This window comes from Streptomyces sp. NPDC051776 (assembly GCF_040681345.1).
Lineage (GTDB): Bacteria > Actinomycetota > Actinomycetes > Streptomycetales > Streptomycetaceae > Streptomyces.
Genome location: NZ_JBFAYQ010000029.1, coordinates 21,078 through 42,154, shown reverse-complemented (window position 1 = coordinate 42,154; position 21,077 = coordinate 21,078). Strand labels below are relative to the sequence as shown.

Genomic DNA, 21,077 nt, shown 5'->3' with positions numbered 1-21,077 from the left:
GCCTTCCGCTCAGCGCACCAGCAGGTCCAGCAGCCGCTCGACCTCCGCCTCCGGATCCGTCGTCAGCCCAGAGTGCACCGGGCCTGGCTGGACGACCGTACTGCGCGGCGCGATCAGCCAGCGGAACCGCCTCCCCGCGTCGTCCGCGCCCGCCGCGCCCGCCTCGTCCCCGCCGTGGCACACGCCCTCCACGGCGCGCAGCGCGGCGCGTACGCCGGCCACGTCCGCCGTCGGGTCCAGCGCCCGCAGCCGCTCCTCGTCGAGGTGCGTACGAGCGGTCACGAACGACCGCGCGCGACAGTAGACGACCACGCCCGCATTGATCAGCTCCCCGCGCTCGACGCGCGGCACGACGCGCAGCACCGCGTACTCGAAGACATCGCGTCCGCCCTGGGGCCCGGTCACGTCGCGGCCTTTCCGTCGACCCAAACGCGCAGCCACTCCGGCGCCCGCGACCGGTGCTTCTCCCGGGGCGCGCCGAGCGTGATCCGGGTGTGCACCGTCGCGGCCCGCGCGGCCAGCGCCTCCGCGTACGCACTGCGCACCGCGTCGGGGTCGGCGAACCCGGGCTCGTCGGTGAGCCACTCGTCGGGGACGTCGGCCACGACGGAAGCCAGCAACTCCTCCGTGACCAGCGGCACGAGTGCGGCGGCCGCCCCGGCCACATCGGGCGCGAAAGGGGCCAGGACGTGGTCGGAGGCGTCGTACGGCTTGGCGACCGAGGAGGCCGCGGTGGGCCAGTTGTGGTGCCAGATCATGGTGGCCCCATGGTCGATGAGCCAGAGCCCCTCGTGCCAGACGAGCAGGTTGGGGTTGCGCCATGACCGGTCGACGTTGTTGATCAGGGCGTCGAACCACACCACCCGCCCCGCCTCTTCGGGCCCGAGCTCGAAGGCGAGGGGGTCGAAGCCCAGCGAGCCGGGGAGGTAGTCCATGCCCAGGTTGAGGCCCCCGCTGGCCTTGAGCAGGTCCTGCACCTCCTCGTCGGGCTCGGCGAGGCCGATGATCGGGTCGAGCCGGATCCGTACGAGGTCGGGGACCCGCAGGCCCAGCGCGCGGCCGAGCTGTCCGCAGACGACCTCGGCGACCAGCGACTTGCGGCCCTGGCCCGCGCCGGTGAACTTCATGACGTACGTGCCGAGATCGTCGGCCTCGACGATGCCCGGCAGCGAGCCGCCCTCCCGCAGGGGCGTGACGTAGCGGGTGGCGGTGACTTCGGGAAGCATCCCCCCAGGCTAGTGAGTCGTTTCCGCGGGCGGACGCCTCTCACTCGTCCTCGGACGCCCACCGGCTCCCGCGCCCGCTGATGCCCGCCCACGGCACCGCGGACGACGACAAGGGGTGGCGCACAGCCCACGGCACTCGGCGGCGCCGCCTCCCTCTCTCGGCAGCGCCGTCGGCGGCCGCGCGACGCCCTCACGGGGTCCGCCCCGCCCTCCTGGGTCACGCATCTGGCGGCATCGGAGGATGTGGCCGAGAATCTCCTCCTGCTCCAGATCGTTTTCCTCCGTGAGGCGCTCGGTATCGCGGACGATCTGAACGCCTGAGCACCCCGGTCCGTACAGATGGACCGAACCGGCCGCGCGGGCCGGTCAGGGAAGACGCCCAGCCAGCGAAGGGGACGTAAGCACCATGACGGGAACTGAGGGGACCGGGCCGAACGCGAGCCGACGCGCCGTGGTCGCCGCGGCCGGGGCCACCTGTCTGGCCGCGGCGCTCGCCGCATGCGGCGACTCCGGTGACGCATCGCAGCCGAAGGAGGACAGCTCCGCACCGGACTCCGGCGGGGACGGCGCGGGCGCCGCGCTCGCGGCGGCGGCCGACATCCCCGTCGGCGGCGGCAAGGTGTTCCCGGACCAGAAGGTGGTGGTCACCCAGCCGACGGAGGGCGAGTTCAAGGCCTATGCGGCGATCTGCACCCACCAGGGCAGCGCGCTGAACGAGGTGTCCGGCGGCACCATCAACTGCCCGTTGCACGGCAGCAAGTTCGCCATCGCTGACGGCAGCGTGAAGAAGGGCCCGGCCACACAGCCGCTGCCGGGCAAGGAGGTCACCGTGGACGGGGATTCGATCAAGCTCGGGTGACCACCGAGCCCGACCGGATCCCGCCGGTCCGCCTCACGCGGACCGGTCCGGCCTGCTCCAGCGGGCCAGTACCTCGTCCGTCGCTGTGACCATTGCGACCAGGGCGAGGGTGTGCCGCACCATCGCGGGCGTGTACTCGGGGGGTACGCCCGCGATGGCGTCGGCCGGTACGACGGCGGTGTAGCCGAGGTTCACCGCGTCGAAGACCGCCGCCGGGACAGCGACGTTCGCGGAGACCCCGGTGACGACGAGAGTGCGGCATCCGAGGTTGCGCAGCAGGCCGTCCACGCCGGTACCGGCGACCGGGGACAGGCCGTGCAGGCGCCGCACGACGAGATCCTCCTCCGCGACCGTGACGGGTGCGGCGACGCGTACGGCCGCGGAACCGGCGAGCTGCCGCACGGGAAGCCGCTCGGCGGCGCGGAACAGGCGCGCGTTCCGGTTCGCGCCGCGTCCGTCGGGACGGCGCTCGGCCACGGCGTGCATCACCTGGACGCCGGCGTCACGGGCGGCGGTGACCAGCCGGGCGACATTGTCCAGGGCGCCGGACGACCGTGCCTCCGCGGCGAGTTCGGGGAGCGCGCTGACCGGCCCGACGACGCCTTCCTGGCACTCGACGGTGAGCAGCACCGTGGTCGCCGGGTCGAGCACCCCGGCCGGCAGGTCCCGCGAGCCCATGTGTCTCCCCACTCGTTCGGCACCGTCAACGGCGGCGCCTCCTTCATCCGTACGGCAGCCCGATCAGCCGCTGCGCTGCCCGGTCGGCGTGCGGGTGCCGGGGCTCCGGTACGGGTGTCCGTTCGGCGTGCGGGTGCCGGGTCCGCAGTACGGGTGTCCGGTCGGTGTGCCGGCGTACGGTCAGCCGGCCGGAGCCCGGTCAAGGGCGCCGGTTCGGCCATCCGCACACTCGCACGATCCATCGGTCAGGCCCGGACGTTAGCGGGACTTGCGCCGACTCGGAAGAGCGCCCCATGCTATTTCTGACACACCATCAGAACCTGAAAGAGGGACGGCCGATGGAAGCCACCCCGCGGGAAGCCGGTACGCAGCGGCGCGGACGCCGGATCATGATGACCGGCGAAGAGCTGGACGCCTTCCTGACGGAGCAGCGGACCTGCCGGATCGCGACGGTGGCCCCGGACGGGCGCCCGCACGTGAGTCCGCTGTGGTTCGCCTGGGACGGCACGTCGCTGTGGCTGTACTCCCTCACCCGCAGCCGCCGTTGGGCCGATCTGCGCCGCCAACCGCGCGCGGCAGTGGTGGTCGACGACGGACACGACTACGGGAAGCTGCGGGGCGCCGAACTGTCGGGCCCCGCAGTCCTCGTGGGCGAGGCGCCGCGTACCGGCGAGGCATGCCCCGAACTCCGGGACCCGGAGCGGTTGTTCGCGGCGAAGTACTTCGGCCTCGACACGATGCCTCACGACGGCCGCCACGCCTGGCTGCGGCTCACCCCGGACGCCGTGGCCTCCTGGGACTTCCGCAAGATGGCCTCACCGGAGGAACGGAACTCCTGACGGAGACGGCGCCGTGCAGCACCACCGCGGTGCGTCAGGTGCACGGGTCGTCCTCGATGACCGGCGCCGTCTCCCGGCGGCAGCCGCCCCTGACGAACTCGTGCGGCTCGGCGGGGATCGTCGCCGGGGATGTCGCCGGATGTCACCCCTCCCGTCACAACAGCCCGCCCTTTTTGCCCTTGTCTTCGCGTTCAGCTGTCGGGCTTGCCGAACCACCTGGACATCCGGCCGAGCAGTTCCTGCTGGTCGCCGCCGACCCAGGCCACGTAACCATCCGGCCGCAGAAGCGCAGCGGGCACGTCCAGCTCCTCGCTGACGTCGACGACGTGGTCCACCCGATCCGCCCAGCCCGCCACCGAAAGACGGCCGGTCTGGTCGAGGAGTAGCCCGCGGCCGCCGTGCATCAACGCGTAGAGGCGACCGCGCTTCAGCGCCACGTCCCGCAGCCGCCTGCCGAGCAGTTCATGTCCCTCACCGAAGTCGTAGCGGACCCCGATCGCGGTGATCTTCTCGATCAGGTACCGGTTGACCTCCTCGAAGTCCATCAGCTCGGCCATCAGCCGGCGTACGGCCTGGGGCCCCGGCTCGAGGGAGAGCAGTTCGGACTGCGCACGGATGTTGTCCAGCACGCCGGCGGCCACCGGGTGTCGTTCGGTGTGGTAGCTGTCCAGCAGCCCCTCCGGTGCCCAGCCGCAGACCTCGGCGGCCAGTTTCCAGCCCAGGTTGAACGCGTCCTGGACACCAAGGTTGAGTCCCTGCCCGCCCAGCGGCGGGTGGACGTGCGCCGCGTCGCCCGCCAGCAGCACACGACCGGTCCGGTACCTCTCGGCCAGCCGGGTGGCGTCGCCGAACCGGGACAGCCAGCGCGGTGAGTGCACGCCGAAGTCGGTGCCGGCGAAAACCCGCAGGCGCTGTCTGACCTCGTCGAGGGTCGGGGGGACCGTGCGATCCTCGGCCACCCCCGCCGCGGGCACGACCACGCGGTACACCCCGTCTCCGACGGGCCCGGCGCCGAACCTGTGATGGGTCTTGCGGACCTCGGCCACCACGGCGGCCAGCGTCTCCGGCTCCTCGGCCACCTCCATCTCGCCCAGCAGCCACTCGTTCCTGGCGGGTTCGCCGGGGAAGCCGACAGCGAGCAGCTTGCGCACCGTGCTGCGGCCGCCGTCGCAGCCGACGAGATAGCGGGAGCGCAGCCGCGTGCCGTCGGCCAGTTCGGCGGTGACCCCGTCGTCGTCCTGGCTCAGCCCGACCAGTTCGCAGCCGCGCCGGAGCTCCGCGCCGAGCTCGGCGGCACGCTCGGACAGCAGGCGATCGGTGGTGGGCTGCGGGATGCCGAGGATGTACGCGTGTGCGGTGTCCATCCGCTCCGGCCACGGCTTGTCGATGCCGGCGAAGTAGCCGCCGAGCGCGTACTGCTTGCCGTGCGCGAGGAACCGCTCAAGCAGGCCACGCTGGTCCATCACCTCGATGCTGCGCACGTGCAGGCCGAGCGAACGGACCGTTTTGGCCGGCTCCAGCTCCTTCTCCAGCACGAGCACGTGCACGCCGTGCAGTCGCAATTCACTGGCCAGCATCATGCCGGTCGGTCCGCCGCCGGCAACGATCACGTCAATCATGAGCCCCCCATTGGACAATGGTTCATATCGGCCAGCAACTCCGCGCAGCCATTCGACTCCCCGCGCGGCGGCGCGCACTCCCGCGCGTCCACGCCGGGTATCGGCAACCGCACTCAGGGCCACCGGTAGCGCGAATCCACCATTGGCGTCACGTCTCACCCGACATACATCGACAACAGCACACGCACTACACGAAACGCGAATTTGCACAGCTTCTGGCCTCGGCCGACGATTCTGCGGCACGACCCGGGGCTTGCCGCAAGGCCCCCCGTGCGCTATACATTGAGAGTGGCAAGGAGTAGGAACTCCTTGCCTTTTCCTTTTTGTGCGCTCAGGTCTCAACGACTCTTGCGCTCAGGTCTCAACGGCACTTGCGCTCAGGTATCCACGTCCAGCGCCGCCTTGCGCAGTGCGTCCACCGCGGCGCGAATCGAGGGCCGGCGGTCAGCGTCCACCCGCCACACCGCGTAGATGTGCCGCCGCATCGTGGAACGCACGGGCACCACCCGTACGTTGGCGGGAACCGGTCCGCGCCCGAGCCGCGGTGCGACGGCGACGCCGAACCCGGCGCCGACCAGGGTGAGTTGGGTGTGGTGCTCCTCGGCCGTATGCGTGATGCGCGGCTCGACGCCCTTGCTGCGCAGCGTGAACATCAGCCAGTCGTGGCAGAACTCGCCCTTGGGCCAGGAGATCCACTCGTCGTCCGCGAATTCCTCGAGGTCCACCTCTCTCCGGCCCGCGAGCGGATGGTCCGCGGGCATCGCGACATCGGCGGGATCGTCCAGCAGGGGCGCCTTGGCGAGTCCGTCGGGGAGGGAGAGCGGCTTGTTGTACCAGTCCAGGACCACGGCAAGATCGATGTCCCCGCGCACCAGGAGCGGAACCGACACATCGGGTTCGAGCTCCTGCAGCCGGACCTTCAACTGCGGGTGGACGGCGCGCAGTACGGCCATGGTGCCGGGGAAGAGACCGCGTACGGAAGTGGGAAACGCACCCAGGAGCAATTCGCCGACCGCCTGCCCGCGGTGCGCCTCCAGATCCGAGTGCGCCAGCTCGACCTGGGAGAGGATCCGCGCCGCATGCTCCGCGAGCAGCCGGCCGGCGTCGGTGAGCCGGATGCCGCGGCCGTTCTTGGCGAGCAGCTGCTGCCCCGCCTCGCGCTCCAGCTTCGCGAGCTGCTGGGACACTGCCGAGGTGGTGACGTGGAGCCCTTCTGCGGCACCGCTCACGGAACCGTGGCGGGCGACGGCATCCAGGGTCCTGAGGCGGTCGAGGTTCAACATGTAAGCAATACTAAGCGATGCATCTACGAAAACTCGCTTGTCCTACCAAGTCGTCCGCGTGAGTGTGGAGGGCATGAGCTCCGCCGCGACCTCCCGAATCCCCGAATCCACCCCGCAGTCCGCTTCGTCGTCCGCCTCGCACACCGCCTCGTCGGCGCCCGCTTCCGTCGCGGCCGGAACCGCAGCTCCAGGAGCCGGGGGCCTTCCTCCCGCTTCTCCTCCGAAGCCCATGGGCCGGTCCGGACCGGAGACGGGTTCGCCCTCCGTACCGCCCGTGCGACGCCCGGCCGTTGACTGGCGCATCCGGTTCGCCGTGCTCTCCCTGATCTGGGGCTTCAGCTTCCTCTTGATCAAGGTCGGCACCCAGGCGTACGTACCGCTGCAGGTCACGCTCGGGCGGATGGTCTTCGGTACGGCGGTGCTCATCGCCGTCCTTGCCGTCCGGCGGGAGCGCATGCCGCGCGGCGCCCGCACCTGGGGGCACCTGGCCGTGGCGGCGTTCTTCCTCAACGGGCTCCCCTTCAGCCTTTTCGCGTATGCGGAGCTGACCATCCCGTCCACTCTCGCGGGCATCTGCAACGCCACCACACCGCTATGGGGCATGGTGCTGTCGATCGTCGCACTGTCCGAGGACCGGCCGACCCGGCGCCGCGTCGTGGGCCTGGGCATCGGCTTCGCCGGGGTGCTGACCGTCCTGGGTGCCTGGCAGGGCTTCTCGGGGCAGGACCCGGCGGGGACGGTCATGGCACTGGTCGCCTCGCTGAGCTACGCGGTCGGCTGGGTCTACGTCCGGCGCACGCTGGCCGGTACGGGGAATTCCCACCTGGCCATGTCCGGCTCCCAGTTGCTGCTCGGTACCGCTCAACTGGCCCTCGTCACCCCGCTGTTCACCACCTTCCCCAGCGCCTTTCCCGTACTGCCGCTGCTGTCGGTCCTCGCCCTGGGGGCGTTCGGGACGGGCTTCGCCTTCCTCCTGCAGTACGGCCTGGTGGCCGAGGTAGGACCGACGACCGCCAGCATGGTGACGTACTTCATCCCGGTCGTCGCGACCGCCGCGGGTGTGCTGGTGCTGGGAGAAGCGATCACCTGGAACACACCGGTGGGCGCGCTGGTCGTGCTCGTCGGCGCGGCGTTGACGCAGGGCAGACGGCGGTTCGCGGGGCGCGGAGCGATCATGGCGAAGGGCGGTCCGGCTCGCAGTCCTGCCGGTCACCGGACCGGCATGGCGGGCGTCCAGGCGGACCGGTGACCGGCAGGACAGGTGACCAAGCGGACGTGACCGGCAGGACAGGCGACCACGCGGACCGATAACAGGCAGGACGGGTGACCACGCGGACGTGACCGGCAGGACACGCGACCGCGCGGACCGGTGACCGGCAGGACAGGTGACCAGGCGGACGTGACCGGCAGGACAGGCGACCACGCGGACCGGTGACCGGCAGGGCCGCGAGCCGCCCCGCCCCCGACGGGGATTGACTGCCGGTCCTCAGCCGTAGCGCCCCGCGGGCGCAGACGCGTTCGCGCAAGCCAACGCATCCGCGACGGCCTCGATGTCGTCGGCCGGCAAGGGCGAAACGGTCACCCGCACCCCCGGCGGCGAGGACATACGGAAGCGCGCCCCGGGGGCGACGGCCCAGCCCGCCTGCAGCAGCCGGGCGACGGCTCCCGTCTCGTCGGGAACAGGCACCCAGACGTTCATCCCACTGCGCCCGTGCGCGGCGATCCCCCGCTCGCGCAGCGCGCGCACCAGGGCGTCCCGCCGTGACCCGTAGGCGGCTGCAACGGACCGTGGATCGACGGCCCCTGTGCGCCACAGGTGCACGACCGCGTCCTGCAGGAGGTGACTGACCCACCCCGGGCCGAGGCGCTGACGCCCGCGGAGGCGGTCGATGGTGAGGGCGTCCCCGGTGAGCACGGCAAGGCGCAGATCGGGGCCGTAGGCCTTGGCGGTGGAGCGGACGAACACCCAGTGCCGCGTCCGCCCGGCCAGTGGATGGAGAGCGAGATCGACGATGCCGTGGCCGTGGTCGTCCTCGATCAGCAAAGTCTCCGGACGTTCCCGAAGAACGGAACGGAGCTCCGCCGCGCGCCGTTCGGAGACGGCGGCGCCGGTCGGGTTCTGCGCCCGGCAGGTGATCACGAGCGCGCGGGCGCCCTGACGGAGAGCACGCTCGACGTCCTGGGGCATCGGCCCGTCGTCATCCACGGCCACGGGGACCGCGCGCAGCCCCAGTGCCGGAATGAGGTCCAGTGCGCTGCCCCAGCCGGGGTCCTCGACCGCCACCGCGTCGCCGGGCCTGATGTGTGCGACCAGCACGCGTTCAATGGCGTCGAGCGCCCCGGAGGCGACCGCGACCGGGCCGTCCGGCACGCCGTCCGACGCAAAGGCGGCACGGGCCGCCTCCTCCAGCTCCGCGACAACGGGCACATCGCCGTACAGCGTCGGACGGCCGGCGTGACGGGCGGCCGCCGCGGCGAGCGCATCGCCGAGCGGGGGCAGGAGGGCGACGTCGGGGTTGCCCATCGACACATCGACGACGCCGGGCGGGGCTGCGACACCGATCGCCTCCCGCGGCGTGCTGGCGGGGCGCGACCGCACCCGGCTTCCGCGGCGGCCGGCCGTCTCGATCACTCCGCGGTCCCGGAGTGTGCGGTACGCGGCTGCCACCGTATTCGGATTCACCTCGAGCTGCCGGGCCAGCTCCCGCAACGGCGGAAGAAGCTGACTCGGGCTCAACTCCCCTGCGCCGACGGCCTGTTCGACGCTGGCCGCGATGTCTGCTGCACGCCGGCCCGAGATCCGATACTCTCCTAGCACAAACAACAGTATGCATTAGTGCAATGGAGCTTGCAAATGCCGGACACCCCCGCCGCTGCGGAAGCGGCCCCGACGGCGTACGAGTCCACCAGCCGCACCGTCCCGACCCGCGCCCCCCACCGCGCGGCCTACGACCGCGAACGCGTCCACGCGATACTCGACGAGGGCTTCGTCTGCCATCTCGGCTTCGTCCGCGACGGCGCGCCCGTCGTCCTGCCCACGCTCTACGCCCGCATGGGCGAGCGCCTCTACGTGCACGGGTCCACGGGCTCCCGTCCGCTGCGGATGAGCGGCGGGGCCGACCCGGGACTGCCCGTGTGCCTGACCGTGACGCATGTCGACGGCCTGGTGCTCGCACGGTCCGCCTTCCACCACTCCGTCAACTACCGCTCCGTGGTGGTGCACGGGACCGCCCGGACGGTCACCGACGCCGCCGAGCGGTCCGAGGCTCTGGAGGCGATCGTCGACCACGTCGTACCAGGCCGCGCGGCGGACTCCCGCCCGGCGAACGCCAAGGAGCTCGCCGCCACGGCCGTCATCCGGCTGGACCTGGAGGAGGTCTCGGCGAAGGTGCGGACGGGTGGGCCGGGCGACGACCCCGAGGATCTCGCCCTTCCCCACTGGAGCGGGGTCGTACCGCTCACGCGCGGCTACGGGGCACCGGTCCCGGCCGACGACCTCGACCCGGCCGTCGCGCTGCCGGACTACCTGAAGGCGCTCTGACCTCTCCCTTCGAGCCGTGGTCCCCAAACTGCCCTCAGGACAGACAGGTTGAGGCGACGGCGTGGCGGGGGACGGAAAGCCGCCCGCAACCGCCGAGCCCCGTCCGTCCGACACCGCCACCGGAGCGCTGACGGACGGCGCGGGGCACTCGCCGACCCGAGAACGGCATGCGCCCGCTCAAGACCCGGCACACGTCCACTCATGGCCCGCACATCTCCGAGCGGGTTCGGCACTGGTCCTCTCAGGGGCCTGGCACAGTCCGAGCACGCCCGGCACACGTCCGAGCAGATTCGGCGCACGCCCGCTCAGGGGCCGGTACACGACCGAGCACGCCGGCACACGTCCGTGCGGGACCGGTGCCTGTCCGCTCAGGACGTCGCCGGCCTTCGGGCAGCGGCCGCAAGCCGCGCCTCCGCCACCGCGAGCCCGGCCACGGCAACCAGCAGGAGACAGGTGCCGAGGACGGTTGCCGTGGTGAGCCGCTCCCCCAGCAGCGCAACCGCGATCACGGCGGCGCTCACCGGCTCGATGAGCATGATCACGGAAGCGGTCGCGGCGCGGACGACGGCCGCCCCGGCGAAGTACAGCGCATACGCGAGCGCCGTCGGCACCGCTGCCACGTACAGCACCAGCACCAGGACCCGCACCGGGTCAGCCGTGTGCGGCAGCAGTCCCTCCGCCAGGCCGAACGGCAACAGGCACACGGCGCCCACGGCGAACGCCCAGGCCGTGGTCGAGCGCGGGTCGGGGCCCGTACCGGTGCGTCCGAGCCAGCGGGTGAGCAGCGTGATCGCGGCATAGCCCGCCGCCGACACCAGAGCAAGGACGACGCCGAGCGGTTTCACGACACCGCCCCCGCTGCCGAGCACGAGCACGGCGAGCCCGCCGAGCGCTCCCGAGACGGCCAGGACGCCTCCGCCGCCGAGGCGTTCGGCCATGACGAGCCGGGCGCACAGGGCGATCAGGACGGGCCCTGCGCCGAGCGTGACAACGGTGGCCACCGCCAGCCCGGTCGCCTGCACCGCGGCGAAGTAGGCGGTCTGGAAGACCGTCAGGCCGAGGCCCGTACCGACGACGCGCAGGACCCACCGGCGCCGGGACTCAGCGACGACGACAGGCACGACGGGTACGGGGGCGACGGCTGCGCGGCCCCTGAGTACGCCGTCACGCACGGCATGCGCGCGGCCCCTGAGCCGTACGCCGGCACGCACGGCATGCGCGCGGCCCCTGAGCCGTACGCCGGCACGCACGGTATGCGCGGACAGCAGCAGGGCGAGTCCGCCGACATAGCGCCAGAACGACAGAGCGACAGGGCCGAGGTCGCTGAACCGGTAGAGCATGGCCGCCGCCGCGCCCGCAGTCCCCCAGGCGACACCAGCGACGATCAGATAGCACAGGCCGCGCCCGACGGGCAGACCGGCAGCAGAAGAGGACACATTCGACACGTGAGAGTTCTCCGCGGAAGAAGGATGGGTCGCGAACGCTCCGTCTGCGGGCAGCAGCGACAGACCCGGGCAAGGCCCGGGTCGAACAACCTCCGTGGAGTGGCCGCCCGCCTCAGGCGGCGGGGGGCGGAAGAACGAGCGCAGTCGAATGCATGATGCGGACCCTACGTCGCCCTGCTCGTCTCGGGCAACTCGCTTTCGCCCTGCTCAGCGGACGTCCCAGGACCCGGCTCGCCGGACGGCCCAATGCCTCGTTCCACTGCCGCCCCGGGGCCCCGCTCGCCGGACGGGCCGTGGTCCGGCGCGGAACCGGCCACCGGAGCGCCGGAGGCAGCCTTCGGCGTCGAGGTCTGCGCGATGAACGCCCCGGCCAGGACGGCCGCCCCTCCGACGACCTGAGGTGCAGCGAGGTGCTCACCGAGGATCACCCAGGCCAGTACGGTCGCGACGACCGCCTCCAGACAGGCGACGACCCCGGCGACTTGCGGCGACAGGCGCCGGACCGACAACACACCGGAGAAGTAGGCGACGACGGTGGCGACAAGCACGACCCAGGCAAGGAGCAGGCCCGCCGGAACCACCGTGCCGTCCATGTCGGCCTGTCCCGCAAGCAGCGACCATTCCATGGTCCAGGGCCGGGCGAAGACGGTGAGGAAGCCCGTACCGATGAGCAGGCCGTACGCGATGACGCCGATCGGGTCGGCCGGGTTCTCGCCACCGCTGCCGTGGTCGGAGAGGACGAAGTAGGACACCTGGCAGCAGGCCGCACCGAACGCGAGCAACAGGCCCAACGCATCGAACCCGAGACCGGACCACACCTCGACGACACAGGCCAGTCCGCCGACGGCGAGCACGACGCCGACGGCCGCCGCCCGGCTCACCGGCCGCCGTTGGACGAAGCGGACCCATCCCAGCAGCAGGGCGGGGCCCAGGTATTCCACGAGCAGGGCGACCCCGACAGGGATACGGGAGATCGCCGCGAAGTAGCAGGCCTGTACGCCCGCCACGGCGAGCAGTCCGAATCCGGCCAGCAGAGCTGGGCGTTGGCGCACCAGCGCACGGTGGCGCCAAGCAACGGGCAGCATGACGAGGGCCGCCCCTGCGGCGCGCAACCAGACCACGTGCAGCGGGTCCAGCCCCGCCTCGATCAGCGGTTTGGCCGCGACCCCTGATCCACCGAATGCGAACGCCGAGACCAAGGCGAGGCCAAGGCCGACGCTCCTCCCCTGAGACGCGTGCATCCGGCCATGATGACATCGAACGACAGGAGCGTCACCTCCGATACCCCTGACATCCCTTCAGTCCCCCGCGCCCATGGTCGGACTCTCCCGGCCGGAGCGCGGATGCGCGACCCGCGCCCGATCCGCACTCGCGCGCCGGGCCGCCGGTGCCGCACTCGCGCGAATCGACGCCGGTGCCGCACTCGCGCCCGGGAACGCCGATGCCGCACTCGCGCGCCGGGACGGGAGCGCATCCTTCGCCCCGGCCGGGGCCGTGTCGCGGCGGACCGGTCCAGGGTCACCACCGGCTCCGAGCCCACCGGTTGCCGGAACCGTGTCACGAAGCCGCCCCGACAGCCGTTCGCGATCGACACCGGCCCGGCGCAGCACCTCCGCGGCGCGGCTCTCCGGATCTGTGGTCAGCGCCGCCAGCAGATCGACCCCCTCGGCGCCCGGCAGGCCCCGGCCGCGCGCCCGCCGCTCGGCCCAGTCCAACGCTGCAGCTGCTGCCGGTGACCAGCCGGGGATGCCGAAGCCGTCGCGGGCCGGGCGTACGCCCGGGGAGCCCTCGACCGAACCGCGCCACCGGAGGCCGTAGCCGATGCTGCGCTGTACGAGATAGCCGAGGAGCCGGGCGACCACCTGCCCGCCGCCGACGACCGCCCGGACCTCCGGGTCCGCTTCGAGGAGGGTGTGCAGGAGATGGGCCGTGTCGACCTGGCGGTCGGTATCGCGGATCGCCCGCCGACGTGCACCGCTGACCACCGGCGCCAGCACCGCGCCGGCCCCAACGCCGGGTGCGGGGCGGGTCGACAGGTCAGCAGGGGGCGGGAGCGAACGGTCGTACACGCTCCCATCCCATCAGTCCCTGAAGGCCGGTACATCCACGGGAGGGAGCATCCGCCCCTACCACGTGGGGTGGGGACCCTTGGCGGCATCTCCTCCCTGCGGATGAGCGCGCTCTCAAGCCGCCGGATACAATACGCATCTGACGTCACGTCAGTCTTGAATGTTCGAGCCCCCGGGGCTACGGTCCGCGAGCGCCCGACGCAGCGGACGGAGAAGGGGTGGTCGTATGGCCGAGGTCAGCGCCGAGACAAGGATCGAGGCACCGGCGGAGAAGGTCTGGGAACAGCTCACGGACTTCACGTCGTACGGGCAGTGGAACGCGACGCACACCGGCTTCCCCAAGGGCGCCCCCTCGTCCCTGGCACCGGGCTCCACCTTCGAGGAGAACATGCGACTCATGGGCTTCCCCGCCGAAGTCACCTGGACCGTCGCAGCCTGCGAGCCCGCCCGGCTGCTCCACATCAAGGGCCAGGGCCCCATGGGCGTGAACGTCGGTACGCGGTACGCGCTGACGCCGGACGGGGACGGGACGCGGGTACGTATCGACGGCGAGTTCACCGGTGCGGCCGTCTCGCTGATGGCGGGCAAGCTCAAGGACTCGGCGACCGCGGCGCTCAACGAGTCGCTGCGCAAGCTCGGCGGCCTGGTCGCATAACCCTCGCTCGACTTGAGCGCCGTTGGCCGCACCGCACAGGACCGGCGGGGAGGGAGGGGCGGCCCGCGGGCCGCCCCTGGGGCGCATCCCTCTCCGAAGTGGCCAGGAGGGGTCGGGGCGGGCCCGTGGAGATGCCGCCCCTTGAAACCGTCAGCGCACCTTGAAACCGTCAGGGCACCTTGAAACCGTCAGGGCACCGTCACCTTCGTGGTGCGGCCGCCCGCGGTGAACTCGTACTCCCCGCGCTCGACTCGCGGAGTCCCCGCCCCGTCGATGTCGCCGGGCGTGACAGCGAGCATGCGTGCGGGGACCGTCCACACGACCGTTCTCGACCGGCCCGCCTCGAGTGCCGCCTTGGTGAAGGCGGCCAGCTTCCGCGCGGGCGCCACGACGTCGCTCACCGGGCGCGACACGTACACGGGGACCACCAGGTCGCCGTCGCGCATGTTCAGCGCGAGGCCGCCGCCCGGCGGGCGGACGAACCGTCAACTCGGCTTATCGCGGCCGGATTTGGCCATGTGATACCCGGTCAGTCCTCCTCGGCGAGGATCAGATACAGCTCCTTCCGGGCCTTGTTGACGACCGCGAGGGCCTTGTCCCGCTGCTCCGGGGTGCCGGTGGCCCACACCTGACGGAACGCCTCGACGAGCCCTCCGCCCGCCTTCCGGATCTCGTTCATGGCCTCCCAGTCGACACCGCGCCCGGCCTGCTCCCAGGGAGCCTCGGGGCCGGCGTCCGCCTCGGCGCGGCCGGCCTCGGTGAGCTCGAAGAGCTTCTTGCCGCCGTCGCTCGTGCTGCTGATCAGGCCTTCGTCCTCCAGGAGCTGCAGGGTCGGATAGACCGAGCCTGGGCTCGGCTTCCATGCCCCGCCGCTGCGCTCGGCGATCTCCTGGATCATTTCGTACCCGTGCATCGGGCGGTCCTTGAGCAGCGCGAGGATTGACGCACGCACATCGCCGCGCCGCGCCCTTCCGCGCGGTCCGCCGCGCCCGCGACCGCCCCAGGGAGGCGGCCCCCCAAAGGGCGGGCCGAAGGGGCCGAACGCCCCTCGCCGTGCATCGAACTCACCCCGGCCCGCATGACCGGGCCCGCAGTGTTCGTGTGCTCCGTGTCCATGTCCGTGAGAACGCATGATGACGCTCCTTCCATCGTTGATCTGTCGCGATGCCTCAACGATATATCGGGATCGCTCGTACGACAAGCCCCCGACAGAAGCCGGCTTCCTGGCGCGCCGATGCCTCTCCCGCCCTGGCGGACGCCATGCCGGGACGGCGGAGCCTCTGCCCTGGGCCAAGCCGAGCGCCCTGGATCGGGGCGAGCGTTCGCCCGGGACCGGGGCGAGCCTCGCCATCGGTCGGCCCCGCCACGCAGGCAGGTCTGCCCCGCCGCAGGCATCCGTCAGCCCCGCCACGCACGCAGGCCGGCCCCGCCACGGGCACAGGGCCGTGTCACCGCGCCCCGCGGTCCGCCCTGACGCCCGGGAACAGCGCGGCTCCGTAGCGAGGGCGGCAACGCCCCCTGGGCCAGGGCGACTTGACCGCCACCGTGCCATCACCGCTCCCACCGCGGGAGTCACCATCGCGTGAGCGGGACGATGAACCGGACGCGAACGCTTCGCGCCGCCCTCCCGACATGGCGAGGCCTGACCACCCTGCATATGATGGATAAGGAATTTCAGCGCCCGTCGGTCGCTCCTCGAACAGTCGGACCGCGGCGGCGGTCATCGGTATCTCTGCGCTCGAGGTCGTGCCGCTTCCAGCGCGTAGCGTGACACGCCGGTATTCGGCGAGTGCGCCGAGCCGAATGACCGTACAAGAAAAGCGCGTTCGCCGCCCTGGCCGCACAACAACACCTGGGAGACGGGCGTTGCCGGGAAACACCGATAGCGCCACGTGCTGGTTGACCGAGTTCGGTAGGCGGTCCGTCGGACGACTGAATCGTCGTGAGGGAGATCAGTTCCCATGGACCTCAACACCATCACCGAAGTCGTCCGGCGACCGACCGACCGGCCGGGCGTGGACTGGCGGGAAGGCGACGCCTGGCTCGCCGGCGGAACGTGGCTCTTTTCCGTGGAACAGCCGGACCTGCGCCGCCTGATCGATCTGACATCGCTGCGTTGGGATCCCCTCGTCCCGAACGACACGGGTCTCGAAATCGGCGCCACGTGCACCATCCGCGATCTGTATGCCTTTGCCCCGCCGGATGAATGGACCGCGGGCACTTTGATCACGAAAAGTTGCGAGGCGTTCCTGTCCTCGTTCAAGGTGTGGAACTCGGCGACCGTCGGAGGCAATATCTGCATGTCGTTGCCCGCCGGTCCCATGATCACGCTGACGGTGGCGCTCGAGGCGCAGTACGAACTGTGGGCTACGGACGGGTCCGCGCGCACCGTCGACGCCCTCGACTTCGTGACCGGCAACAATCAGAACATTCTTGCTCCCGGGGAAATCCTGCGGCGCGTCCACATCCCCGCGCGCGCCCTGAGGAAACGCACCGCACACCGCCGCTTCGAACTCACCCACATCGGGCGTTCGACGGTATTCCTCATCGGAACTCGGACGCCGGGCACGGGCGATCTGCTGCTCACCATCACAGCCGGGACCACGCGGCCTGTGCGCATTGCTTTCGACGCCCTGCCCGATGCCCGGACTCTACGGCAGAGCATCGACGTCATCCCCGGCGATACCTGGTTCGCGGATCCCAACGGGACCCCCGACCACCGCCGCCATCTGACACACCACTTCGCCGAAGAGATTCGTCGCGAACTCAACACCGGGGGCCAGGCATGACCTACATCGTGAACGGCAGAAGCTTCGACGAGGAACCGGCCCCCGGTCAGTGCCTGCGCACGTTCCTCCGCTCACTCGGCCACCACGGCGTCAAGAAGGGCTGCGACGCGGGTGATTGCGGCGCGTGCACGGTGTGGCTGGACGGCAAACCCGTACACAGCTGCATCACCCCCGCGTTCCGCGCCGACGGTCATGCGGTGACGACGATCGAGGGCATCGGAGCACCCGGAAATCTGCACCCGATGCAGCAGCAGTTCCGCGACGCCCCCGGGTTCCAGTGCGGTTTCTGCACAGCAGGAATGATCATGACGTCGGCGACGTTCACCGAGGCCCAGAAAGCGGATCTGCCACGGGCGTTGAAGGGCAATCTGTGCCGTTGCACCGGCTATCGAGCGATCGAGGATGCCGTGAAAGGCGTCGTCGGTGTGGAGACTGCCCGGCCGGGAAAGGCGGTCGGGACAAGCGTACGTGCACCGGCGGCCAACGACGTGGTGACCGGTCACGCGGAATTCACGATGGACACCCACATCGAAGGAATGCTGCACCTCAAGGTGCTGCACTCACCCCACGCACACGCCCGGATCGTCTCGATCGACAAGAGCGCCGCACTCGCTGTTCCGGGCGTGCATCGCGTCTACACCTGGGAAGATGTGCCGCGCAAGCGGTTCACGACGGCGATCCACACCGACCATCTCGTCGATCCCGACGACACGTTCATGCTCGACAACAGGGTCCGCTTCGCCGGGCAGCGCGTCGCTGCGGTCCTGGCCGACACGCCCGGCGCGGCGGAAGAGGGCTGCCGCAGGGTCGCCGTCGAATACGAGGTACTGCCCTCGGTGTTCGACCCCGAAGAGGCCATGGCCGAGGGGGCACCACAACTGCACGGCACAAACGACCCGTTCGTCCGCGATCCGGTCCGCAACATCCTCCTCGAGCTCCATGGGCACATCGGCGATATCGACGCCGGATTCGCAGAAGCGGATGTGATCCATGAAGGCACGTACGTCTCACCGCGGGTGCAGCACGCGCATCTCGAGACCCACGGCTCGATCGCATGGATGGAGGACGGTCGTCTCAACGTCCGCACCAGTTCGCAATCGCCGTCCATCGCGAAAGGCAAACTGGCCTATCTGTTCGCGTTGCGCCCCGACCAGCTCCGCGTGTTCTGCAAACGCGTCGGGGGCGGCTTCGGCGGCAAACAGGAAGTCATCTCGGAGGACCTGGTCGCCCTCGCCACCTTGGACACCGGACGCCCCGTCTGCCTGGAGTACACCCGCGAGGAGGAGTTCACCACGGCCTCCCCACGGCACCCGATGGCCCTGACGATCCGGCTCGGCGCGAGGGCCGACGGAACGCTCACCGCGTTCCAGGTGCGCAATGTGTCGAACACGGGCGCCTATGGCAACCACGGCGGCGAAACGCTGTACGCAGGCGGTGCCGCCGTCATGATCTATCGCTGCCCCAACAAGAAGTACGACGCCTTCTCCGTCTACACGAACACCGTTCCGAGCGGGGCACTGCGCGGCTACGGGATGACGCAACCGGCCTTCGCCGTGGAGTCGGCGATGGACGAACTGGCACGCGCATTGCACATGGATCCCTGCGAATTGCGGCGCCGCAATGTCGTGCGGCCGGGTGATCCACTCGTCGCCATGGATGACGGCCCCGACGACGTGACGTTCACCGAGGACGGCTTGGCGAAGTGCATCGATCTGGTGGATGACGCCCTGGCCCGTACGGCCGATGAGCCGCCCCCCGGCCCCGGGTGGCTCGTAGGGACCGGTGTCGCGAGTTCCGTGCACGAAACCGCGCCGCCGACCGAGCACGTCTCGGAGGCCTGGGTCACGCTCGGCGACGATCTCGTGTACGAACTGGCCGTCGGAACGGTCGAGTTCGGCGAAGGCACCTCGACCGCCCACGTCCAGATCGCGGCCAATCAGCTGGGCACGACGCCGTCGCGGATTCGGCTGGTGCAATCCGACACCGACCGCACCGGATTCGACACCGGCGCCTTTGCGAGTGCGGGTCTCTTCGTATCGGGCAATGCGGTGCTCCGCGCGGCCAACGCCGTGCGCGACCGCATTCTGGAGTTCGCTGCCGCCCACACCGGCGTCCATCTCGTGATGTGCTCGATGGCCGACGAGAGCGTCGTCTGCGGCGACCAGCGCGTGTCGTTGGCCGAGCTCGTCGCCCTGGCCCGGGGGCGGGGAATCCGCTTCACCGCAGCCCGCAAGGCCTACGGCTCGCCTCGGAGCGTCACCTCCAATACGCAGGGGTTCCGCATCGCCGTCCATCAGGTGACGGGTGAGATACGGATCCTCCGCAGCGTCCAGGCGACCGACGCCGCCGTGGTCATCAACCCGGCACAGGTCCGGGGGCAGGTGGAAGGCGGCGTCGCCCAGGGAATCGGGTTCACGCTGACCGAGAACCACCACGTCGACGAGGATGGCGTCATGGTCAACCCGAACCTGCGCAACTACCGCATCCCCACTTACGCCGATGTCCCCCGTACCGACGTCCTCCTGGTGGACTCGGCGGATTCCGTCGGCCCGTTGCGGTCGAAGGGGGTGGCCGAATGCTGCATCAACCCGGTGGCCCCCGCATTGGCGAATGCACTCCACGACGCCACGGACGTCCGCTACCGCACGCTGCCCCTGACTCCGGAACGGATCTACAGCCGCCTCATCGAAAAGCAGTCGGTGCGGACCGGCTGAGGCCCGGTCGGTCCACCGGACACCATCCTCCTGCTCGCCTGTCGGCGGTACTTCGCCACATTCGCCACCGGGCACCGCCCGTACGCGTACGGCCACTTGGCCCCCGGCCCTCGTCACGCCCTGCAGGCGCGGCCGCGGAGTGGCAGCAGCGAACCACCGGAGAGGTCCAGGAGGTCGTGATTGGCCTTGTTCCCGGCTGTCGCCCCCGCCCTACGCTCGCGACCATGCGCATCAGAATCGTTGACGCCTTCACCGACCGTCCCTTCGCGGGGAACCCGGCCGGGGTGCTGCTCCTGGACGCCACCGGCTTCCCCGACGACCGCTGGCTGCAGCGCGTCGCAGCGGAGGTCAACCTGTCCGAGACGGCCTTCGCGCACCCCCTGCCCCCGGGCGGGGAAGCCGATTGGGGCCTGCGCTGGTTCACCCCCGTCACCGAGGTGAACCTGTGCGGGCACGCCACGCTCGCCACCGCCCACGTCCTGCACACCACGGGCACCGCGACCGGCACCCTCCGGTTCGCCACCCGCAGCGGCGTGCTCACCGCGACCGCCCACGACGACGGCTCGATCACCCTGGACTTCCCCACCGCGCCGCTCACGGCCCGCGAGGATCTCCGCGCCGATGCGGCCGCCGCCCTGGGAAGCGAGGTGCTCTCCGCCCACGACACCGGCCCCGACATCGAGGACCTACTCGTGGAACTGCCCGGTGAGAAAGCCGTACGCACTCTCGCGCCCGACCTCGCCGCCGTCGCCGGGCTCGGTCACCGCGGGATCATCGCCACCGCCCCGCCCGAAGACCCGGACGGCGGGTACGACTTCGTCTCCCGGTTCTTCGGACCTGCCGTCGGCATCGAGGAGGACCCGGTGACGGGCAGTGCACACACGGCGCTGGCTCCGTTCTGGTCCGCCCGACTGGGCCGCGACGACCTGACCGGTCTCCAGGCGTCGGCGAGGACCGGGCTCGTGCGCACCTCCCTACGCGGTGACCGCACCCTGCTCTCGGGGTCCGCGGTCACGGTCATCGACGGCGAACTGCTCACCGCCCCCTGACCACCAGGCCCGCGGGCCCTCGCGCGAGGCCGCCGGCACCGGAAGGCCGGGTCGAGGGTCAGGAGCGGCAGGCCCACCATGAGCGCTGCGTACCGGTCGCGCAGGACGCGTACGGGGGGGGCGGCCGGACGGGTCGCGGCCGGACGGGAGCGGACGGACGGGGGGGCGGCGGCCGGACGGGAGCAGGGCCACACGGGGAGCACAGCGGACGGGAACAGGGCCACACGGGGAGCACAGCGGACGGGAACAGGGCCACACGGGGAGCACAGCGGACGGGAACAGGGCCACACGGGGAGCACAGCGGACGGGAA

Annotated in this window: 18 protein-coding genes and 1 pseudogene; 8 read left to right on the top strand and 11 right to left on the bottom strand. The window is 71.0% G+C overall.

Annotated elements, in window-relative coordinates; translation table 11 throughout:
• Positions 1 to 9: 9 nt before the first annotated feature.
• Both AB0M26_RS21580 and AB0M26_RS21575 read right to left on the bottom strand, forming a co-directional pair.
• Positions 10 to 405 carry a DUF3037 domain-containing protein gene (locus tag AB0M26_RS21580; RefSeq protein WP_365263432.1) on the bottom strand — a complete coding sequence of 132 codons (396 nt, stop codon included), beginning with the start codon at positions 403 to 405 and terminating at the stop codon, positions 10 to 12.
• The gene (locus tag AB0M26_RS21575; RefSeq protein ID WP_365263431.1) at positions 402 to 1,226 is read right to left on the bottom strand and encodes a HipA family kinase; all 825 of its coding nucleotides are present in this window, start codon (positions 1,224 to 1,226) and stop codon (positions 402 to 404) included. Before AB0M26_RS21575 ends, AB0M26_RS21580 begins: the two co-directional genes overlap by 4 nt.
• A gap of 406 nt (positions 1,227 to 1,632) precedes the next feature.
• Here AB0M26_RS21575 and AB0M26_RS21570 point away from each other — a divergent pair, with 406 nt between their 5' ends.
• Entirely contained in the window at positions 1,633 to 2,085 is a 453-nt protein-coding gene (locus tag AB0M26_RS21570; RefSeq protein WP_365263430.1) for a Rieske (2Fe-2S) protein, read from the top strand.
• Between the two features lie 33 nt (positions 2,086 to 2,118).
• Here the strand turns inward: AB0M26_RS21570 and AB0M26_RS21565 are convergent, their stop codons facing one another.
• Positions 2,119 to 2,763 (bottom strand): cysteine hydrolase, encoded by a 645-nt coding sequence (locus AB0M26_RS21565; RefSeq protein WP_365263429.1) that lies wholly within the window; start codon positions 2,761 to 2,763, stop codon positions 2,119 to 2,121.
• A 338-nt stretch (positions 2,764 to 3,101) separates the two neighbouring features.
• On the opposite strand from AB0M26_RS21565, the gene AB0M26_RS21560 reads away from it, so the two are divergent.
• A complete protein-coding gene (locus AB0M26_RS21560; protein WP_365263428.1) occupies positions 3,102 to 3,602 on the top strand; it encodes a pyridoxamine 5'-phosphate oxidase family protein in 501 nt (166 codons plus the stop codon).
• 191 nt (positions 3,603 to 3,793) lie between these two features.
• Here the strand turns inward: AB0M26_RS21560 and rox are convergent, their stop codons facing one another.
• On the bottom strand, positions 3,794 to 5,221 hold the full coding sequence (rox, locus tag AB0M26_RS21555) for a rifampin monooxygenase (RefSeq protein WP_365263427.1): 1,428 nt from the start codon (positions 5,219 to 5,221) through the stop codon (positions 3,794 to 3,796).
• Between the two features lie 377 nt (positions 5,222 to 5,598).
• A complete protein-coding gene (locus AB0M26_RS21550) occupies positions 5,599 to 6,504 on the bottom strand; it encodes a LysR family transcriptional regulator (RefSeq protein WP_365263426.1) in 906 nt (301 codons plus the stop codon).
• A gap of 229 nt (positions 6,505 to 6,733) precedes the next feature.
• Here AB0M26_RS21550 and AB0M26_RS21545 point away from each other — a divergent pair, with 229 nt between their 5' ends.
• Positions 6,734 to 7,753 (top strand): DMT family transporter, encoded by a 1,020-nt coding sequence (locus AB0M26_RS21545; RefSeq protein WP_365263425.1) that lies wholly within the window; start codon positions 6,734 to 6,736, stop codon positions 7,751 to 7,753.
• 237 nt (positions 7,754 to 7,990) lie between these two features.
• Here the strand turns inward: AB0M26_RS21545 and AB0M26_RS21540 are convergent, their stop codons facing one another.
• Positions 7,991 to 9,322, bottom strand: a complete 1,332-nt coding sequence (locus tag AB0M26_RS21540) for an aminotransferase class I/II-fold pyridoxal phosphate-dependent enzyme (RefSeq protein WP_365263424.1) — start codon at positions 9,320 to 9,322, stop codon at positions 7,991 to 7,993.
• Between the two features lie 36 nt (positions 9,323 to 9,358).
• On the opposite strand from AB0M26_RS21540, the gene AB0M26_RS21535 reads away from it, so the two are divergent.
• Complete coding sequence (locus tag AB0M26_RS21535; RefSeq protein WP_365263423.1) at positions 9,359 to 10,045, top strand: pyridoxamine 5'-phosphate oxidase family protein; 687 nt, start codon at positions 9,359 to 9,361, stop codon at positions 10,043 to 10,045.
• Positions 10,046 to 10,413: 368 nt separating this feature from the next.
• Here the strand turns inward: AB0M26_RS21535 and AB0M26_RS21530 are convergent, their stop codons facing one another.
• The 3 genes and pseudogenes from AB0M26_RS21530 to AB0M26_RS21520 form a co-directional block, all read right to left on the bottom strand.
• Positions 10,414 to 11,490: an EamA family transporter gene (locus tag AB0M26_RS21530; RefSeq protein WP_365263422.1), complete on the bottom strand. Its 1,077-nt coding sequence runs from the start codon at positions 11,488 to 11,490 to the stop codon at positions 10,414 to 10,416.
• 164 nt (positions 11,491 to 11,654) lie between these two features.
• The gene (locus AB0M26_RS21525; RefSeq protein WP_365263421.1) at positions 11,655 to 12,731 is read right to left on the bottom strand and encodes an EamA family transporter; all 1,077 of its coding nucleotides are present in this window, start codon (positions 12,729 to 12,731) and stop codon (positions 11,655 to 11,657) included.
• A 321-nt stretch (positions 12,732 to 13,052) separates the two neighbouring features.
• Positions 13,053 to 13,526, bottom strand: a pseudogene (locus AB0M26_RS21520) (Clp protease N-terminal domain-containing protein); the annotation flags it as partial.
• 259 nt (positions 13,527 to 13,785) lie between these two features.
• Between AB0M26_RS21520 and AB0M26_RS21515 the strand changes: the two are divergent.
• Entirely contained in the window at positions 13,786 to 14,214 is a 429-nt protein-coding gene (locus AB0M26_RS21515; protein WP_365263420.1) for an SRPBCC family protein, read from the top strand.
• Between the two features lie 188 nt (positions 14,215 to 14,402).
• On the opposite strand, the gene AB0M26_RS21510 is transcribed toward AB0M26_RS21515, so the two are convergent.
• Complete coding sequence (locus AB0M26_RS21510) at positions 14,403 to 14,660, bottom strand: fibronectin type III-like domain-contianing protein (protein ID WP_365263419.1); 258 nt, start codon at positions 14,658 to 14,660, stop codon at positions 14,403 to 14,405.
• A gap of 83 nt (positions 14,661 to 14,743) precedes the next feature.
• Entirely contained in the window at positions 14,744 to 15,346 is a 603-nt protein-coding gene (locus tag AB0M26_RS21505; RefSeq protein WP_365263418.1) for a PadR family transcriptional regulator, read from the bottom strand.
• Between the two features lie 829 nt (positions 15,347 to 16,175).
• Here AB0M26_RS21505 and AB0M26_RS21500 point away from each other — a divergent pair.
• From AB0M26_RS21500 to AB0M26_RS21490, 3 genes are all read left to right on the top strand, one after another.
• Positions 16,176 to 17,003 carry an FAD binding domain-containing protein gene (locus AB0M26_RS21500; RefSeq protein WP_365263417.1) on the top strand — a complete coding sequence of 276 codons (828 nt, stop codon included), beginning with the start codon at positions 16,176 to 16,178 and terminating at the stop codon, positions 17,001 to 17,003.
• On the top strand, positions 17,000 to 19,717 hold the full coding sequence (locus AB0M26_RS21495; RefSeq protein WP_365263416.1) for a molybdopterin cofactor-binding domain-containing protein: 2,718 nt from the start codon (positions 17,000 to 17,002) through the stop codon (positions 19,715 to 19,717). Before AB0M26_RS21500 ends, AB0M26_RS21495 begins: the two co-directional genes overlap by 4 nt.
• Positions 19,718 to 19,941: 224 nt before the next feature.
• A complete protein-coding gene (locus AB0M26_RS21490) occupies positions 19,942 to 20,766 on the top strand; it encodes a PhzF family phenazine biosynthesis protein (protein WP_365263415.1) in 825 nt (274 codons plus the stop codon).
• The last annotated feature ends 311 nt before the right edge of the window (positions 20,767 to 21,077 follow it).

What these genes read in the sequence shown, in the direction of transcription:
- rox (WP_365263427.1), bottom strand. Translation starts at nt 5,221, where the DNA reads ATGATTGACGTGATCGTTGCCGGCGGCGGACCGACCGGCATGATGCTG.
- AB0M26_RS21545 (WP_365263425.1), top strand. Translation starts at nt 6,734, where the DNA reads ATGGGCCGGTCCGGACCGGAGACGGGTTCGCCCTCCGTACCGCCCGTG.
- AB0M26_RS21515 (WP_365263420.1), top strand. Translation starts at nt 13,786, where the DNA reads ATGGCCGAGGTCAGCGCCGAGACAAGGATCGAGGCACCGGCGGAGAAG.
- AB0M26_RS21495 (WP_365263416.1), top strand. Translation starts at nt 17,000, where the DNA reads ATGACCTACATCGTGAACGGCAGAAGCTTCGACGAGGAACCGGCCCCC.
- AB0M26_RS21525 (WP_365263421.1), bottom strand. Translation starts at nt 12,731, where the DNA reads ATGCACGCGTCTCAGGGGAGGAGCGTCGGCCTTGGCCTCGCCTTGGTC.
- AB0M26_RS21500 (WP_365263417.1), top strand. Translation starts at nt 16,176, where the DNA reads ATGGACCTCAACACCATCACCGAAGTCGTCCGGCGACCGACCGACCGG.
- AB0M26_RS21550 (WP_365263426.1), bottom strand. Translation starts at nt 6,504, where the DNA reads ATGTTGAACCTCGACCGCCTCAGGACCCTGGATGCCGTCGCCCGCCAC.
- AB0M26_RS21505 (WP_365263418.1), bottom strand. Translation starts at nt 15,346, where the DNA reads ATGCGTTCTCACGGACATGGACACGGAGCACACGAACACTGCGGGCCC.
- AB0M26_RS21535 (WP_365263423.1), top strand. Translation starts at nt 9,359, where the DNA reads ATGCCGGACACCCCCGCCGCTGCGGAAGCGGCCCCGACGGCGTACGAG.
- AB0M26_RS21565 (WP_365263429.1), bottom strand. Translation starts at nt 2,763, where the DNA reads ATGGGCTCGCGGGACCTGCCGGCCGGGGTGCTCGACCCGGCGACCACG.
- AB0M26_RS21490 (WP_365263415.1), top strand. Translation starts at nt 19,942, where the DNA reads ATGCGCATCAGAATCGTTGACGCCTTCACCGACCGTCCCTTCGCGGGG.
- AB0M26_RS21570 (WP_365263430.1), top strand. Translation starts at nt 1,633, where the DNA reads ATGACGGGAACTGAGGGGACCGGGCCGAACGCGAGCCGACGCGCCGTG.
- AB0M26_RS21560 (WP_365263428.1), top strand. Translation starts at nt 3,102, where the DNA reads ATGGAAGCCACCCCGCGGGAAGCCGGTACGCAGCGGCGCGGACGCCGG.
- AB0M26_RS21510 (WP_365263419.1), bottom strand. Translation starts at nt 14,660, where the DNA reads ATGCGCGACGGCGACCTGGTGGTCCCCGTGTACGTGTCGCGCCCGGTG.
- AB0M26_RS21575 (WP_365263431.1), bottom strand. Translation starts at nt 1,226, where the DNA reads ATGCTTCCCGAAGTCACCGCCACCCGCTACGTCACGCCCCTGCGGGAG.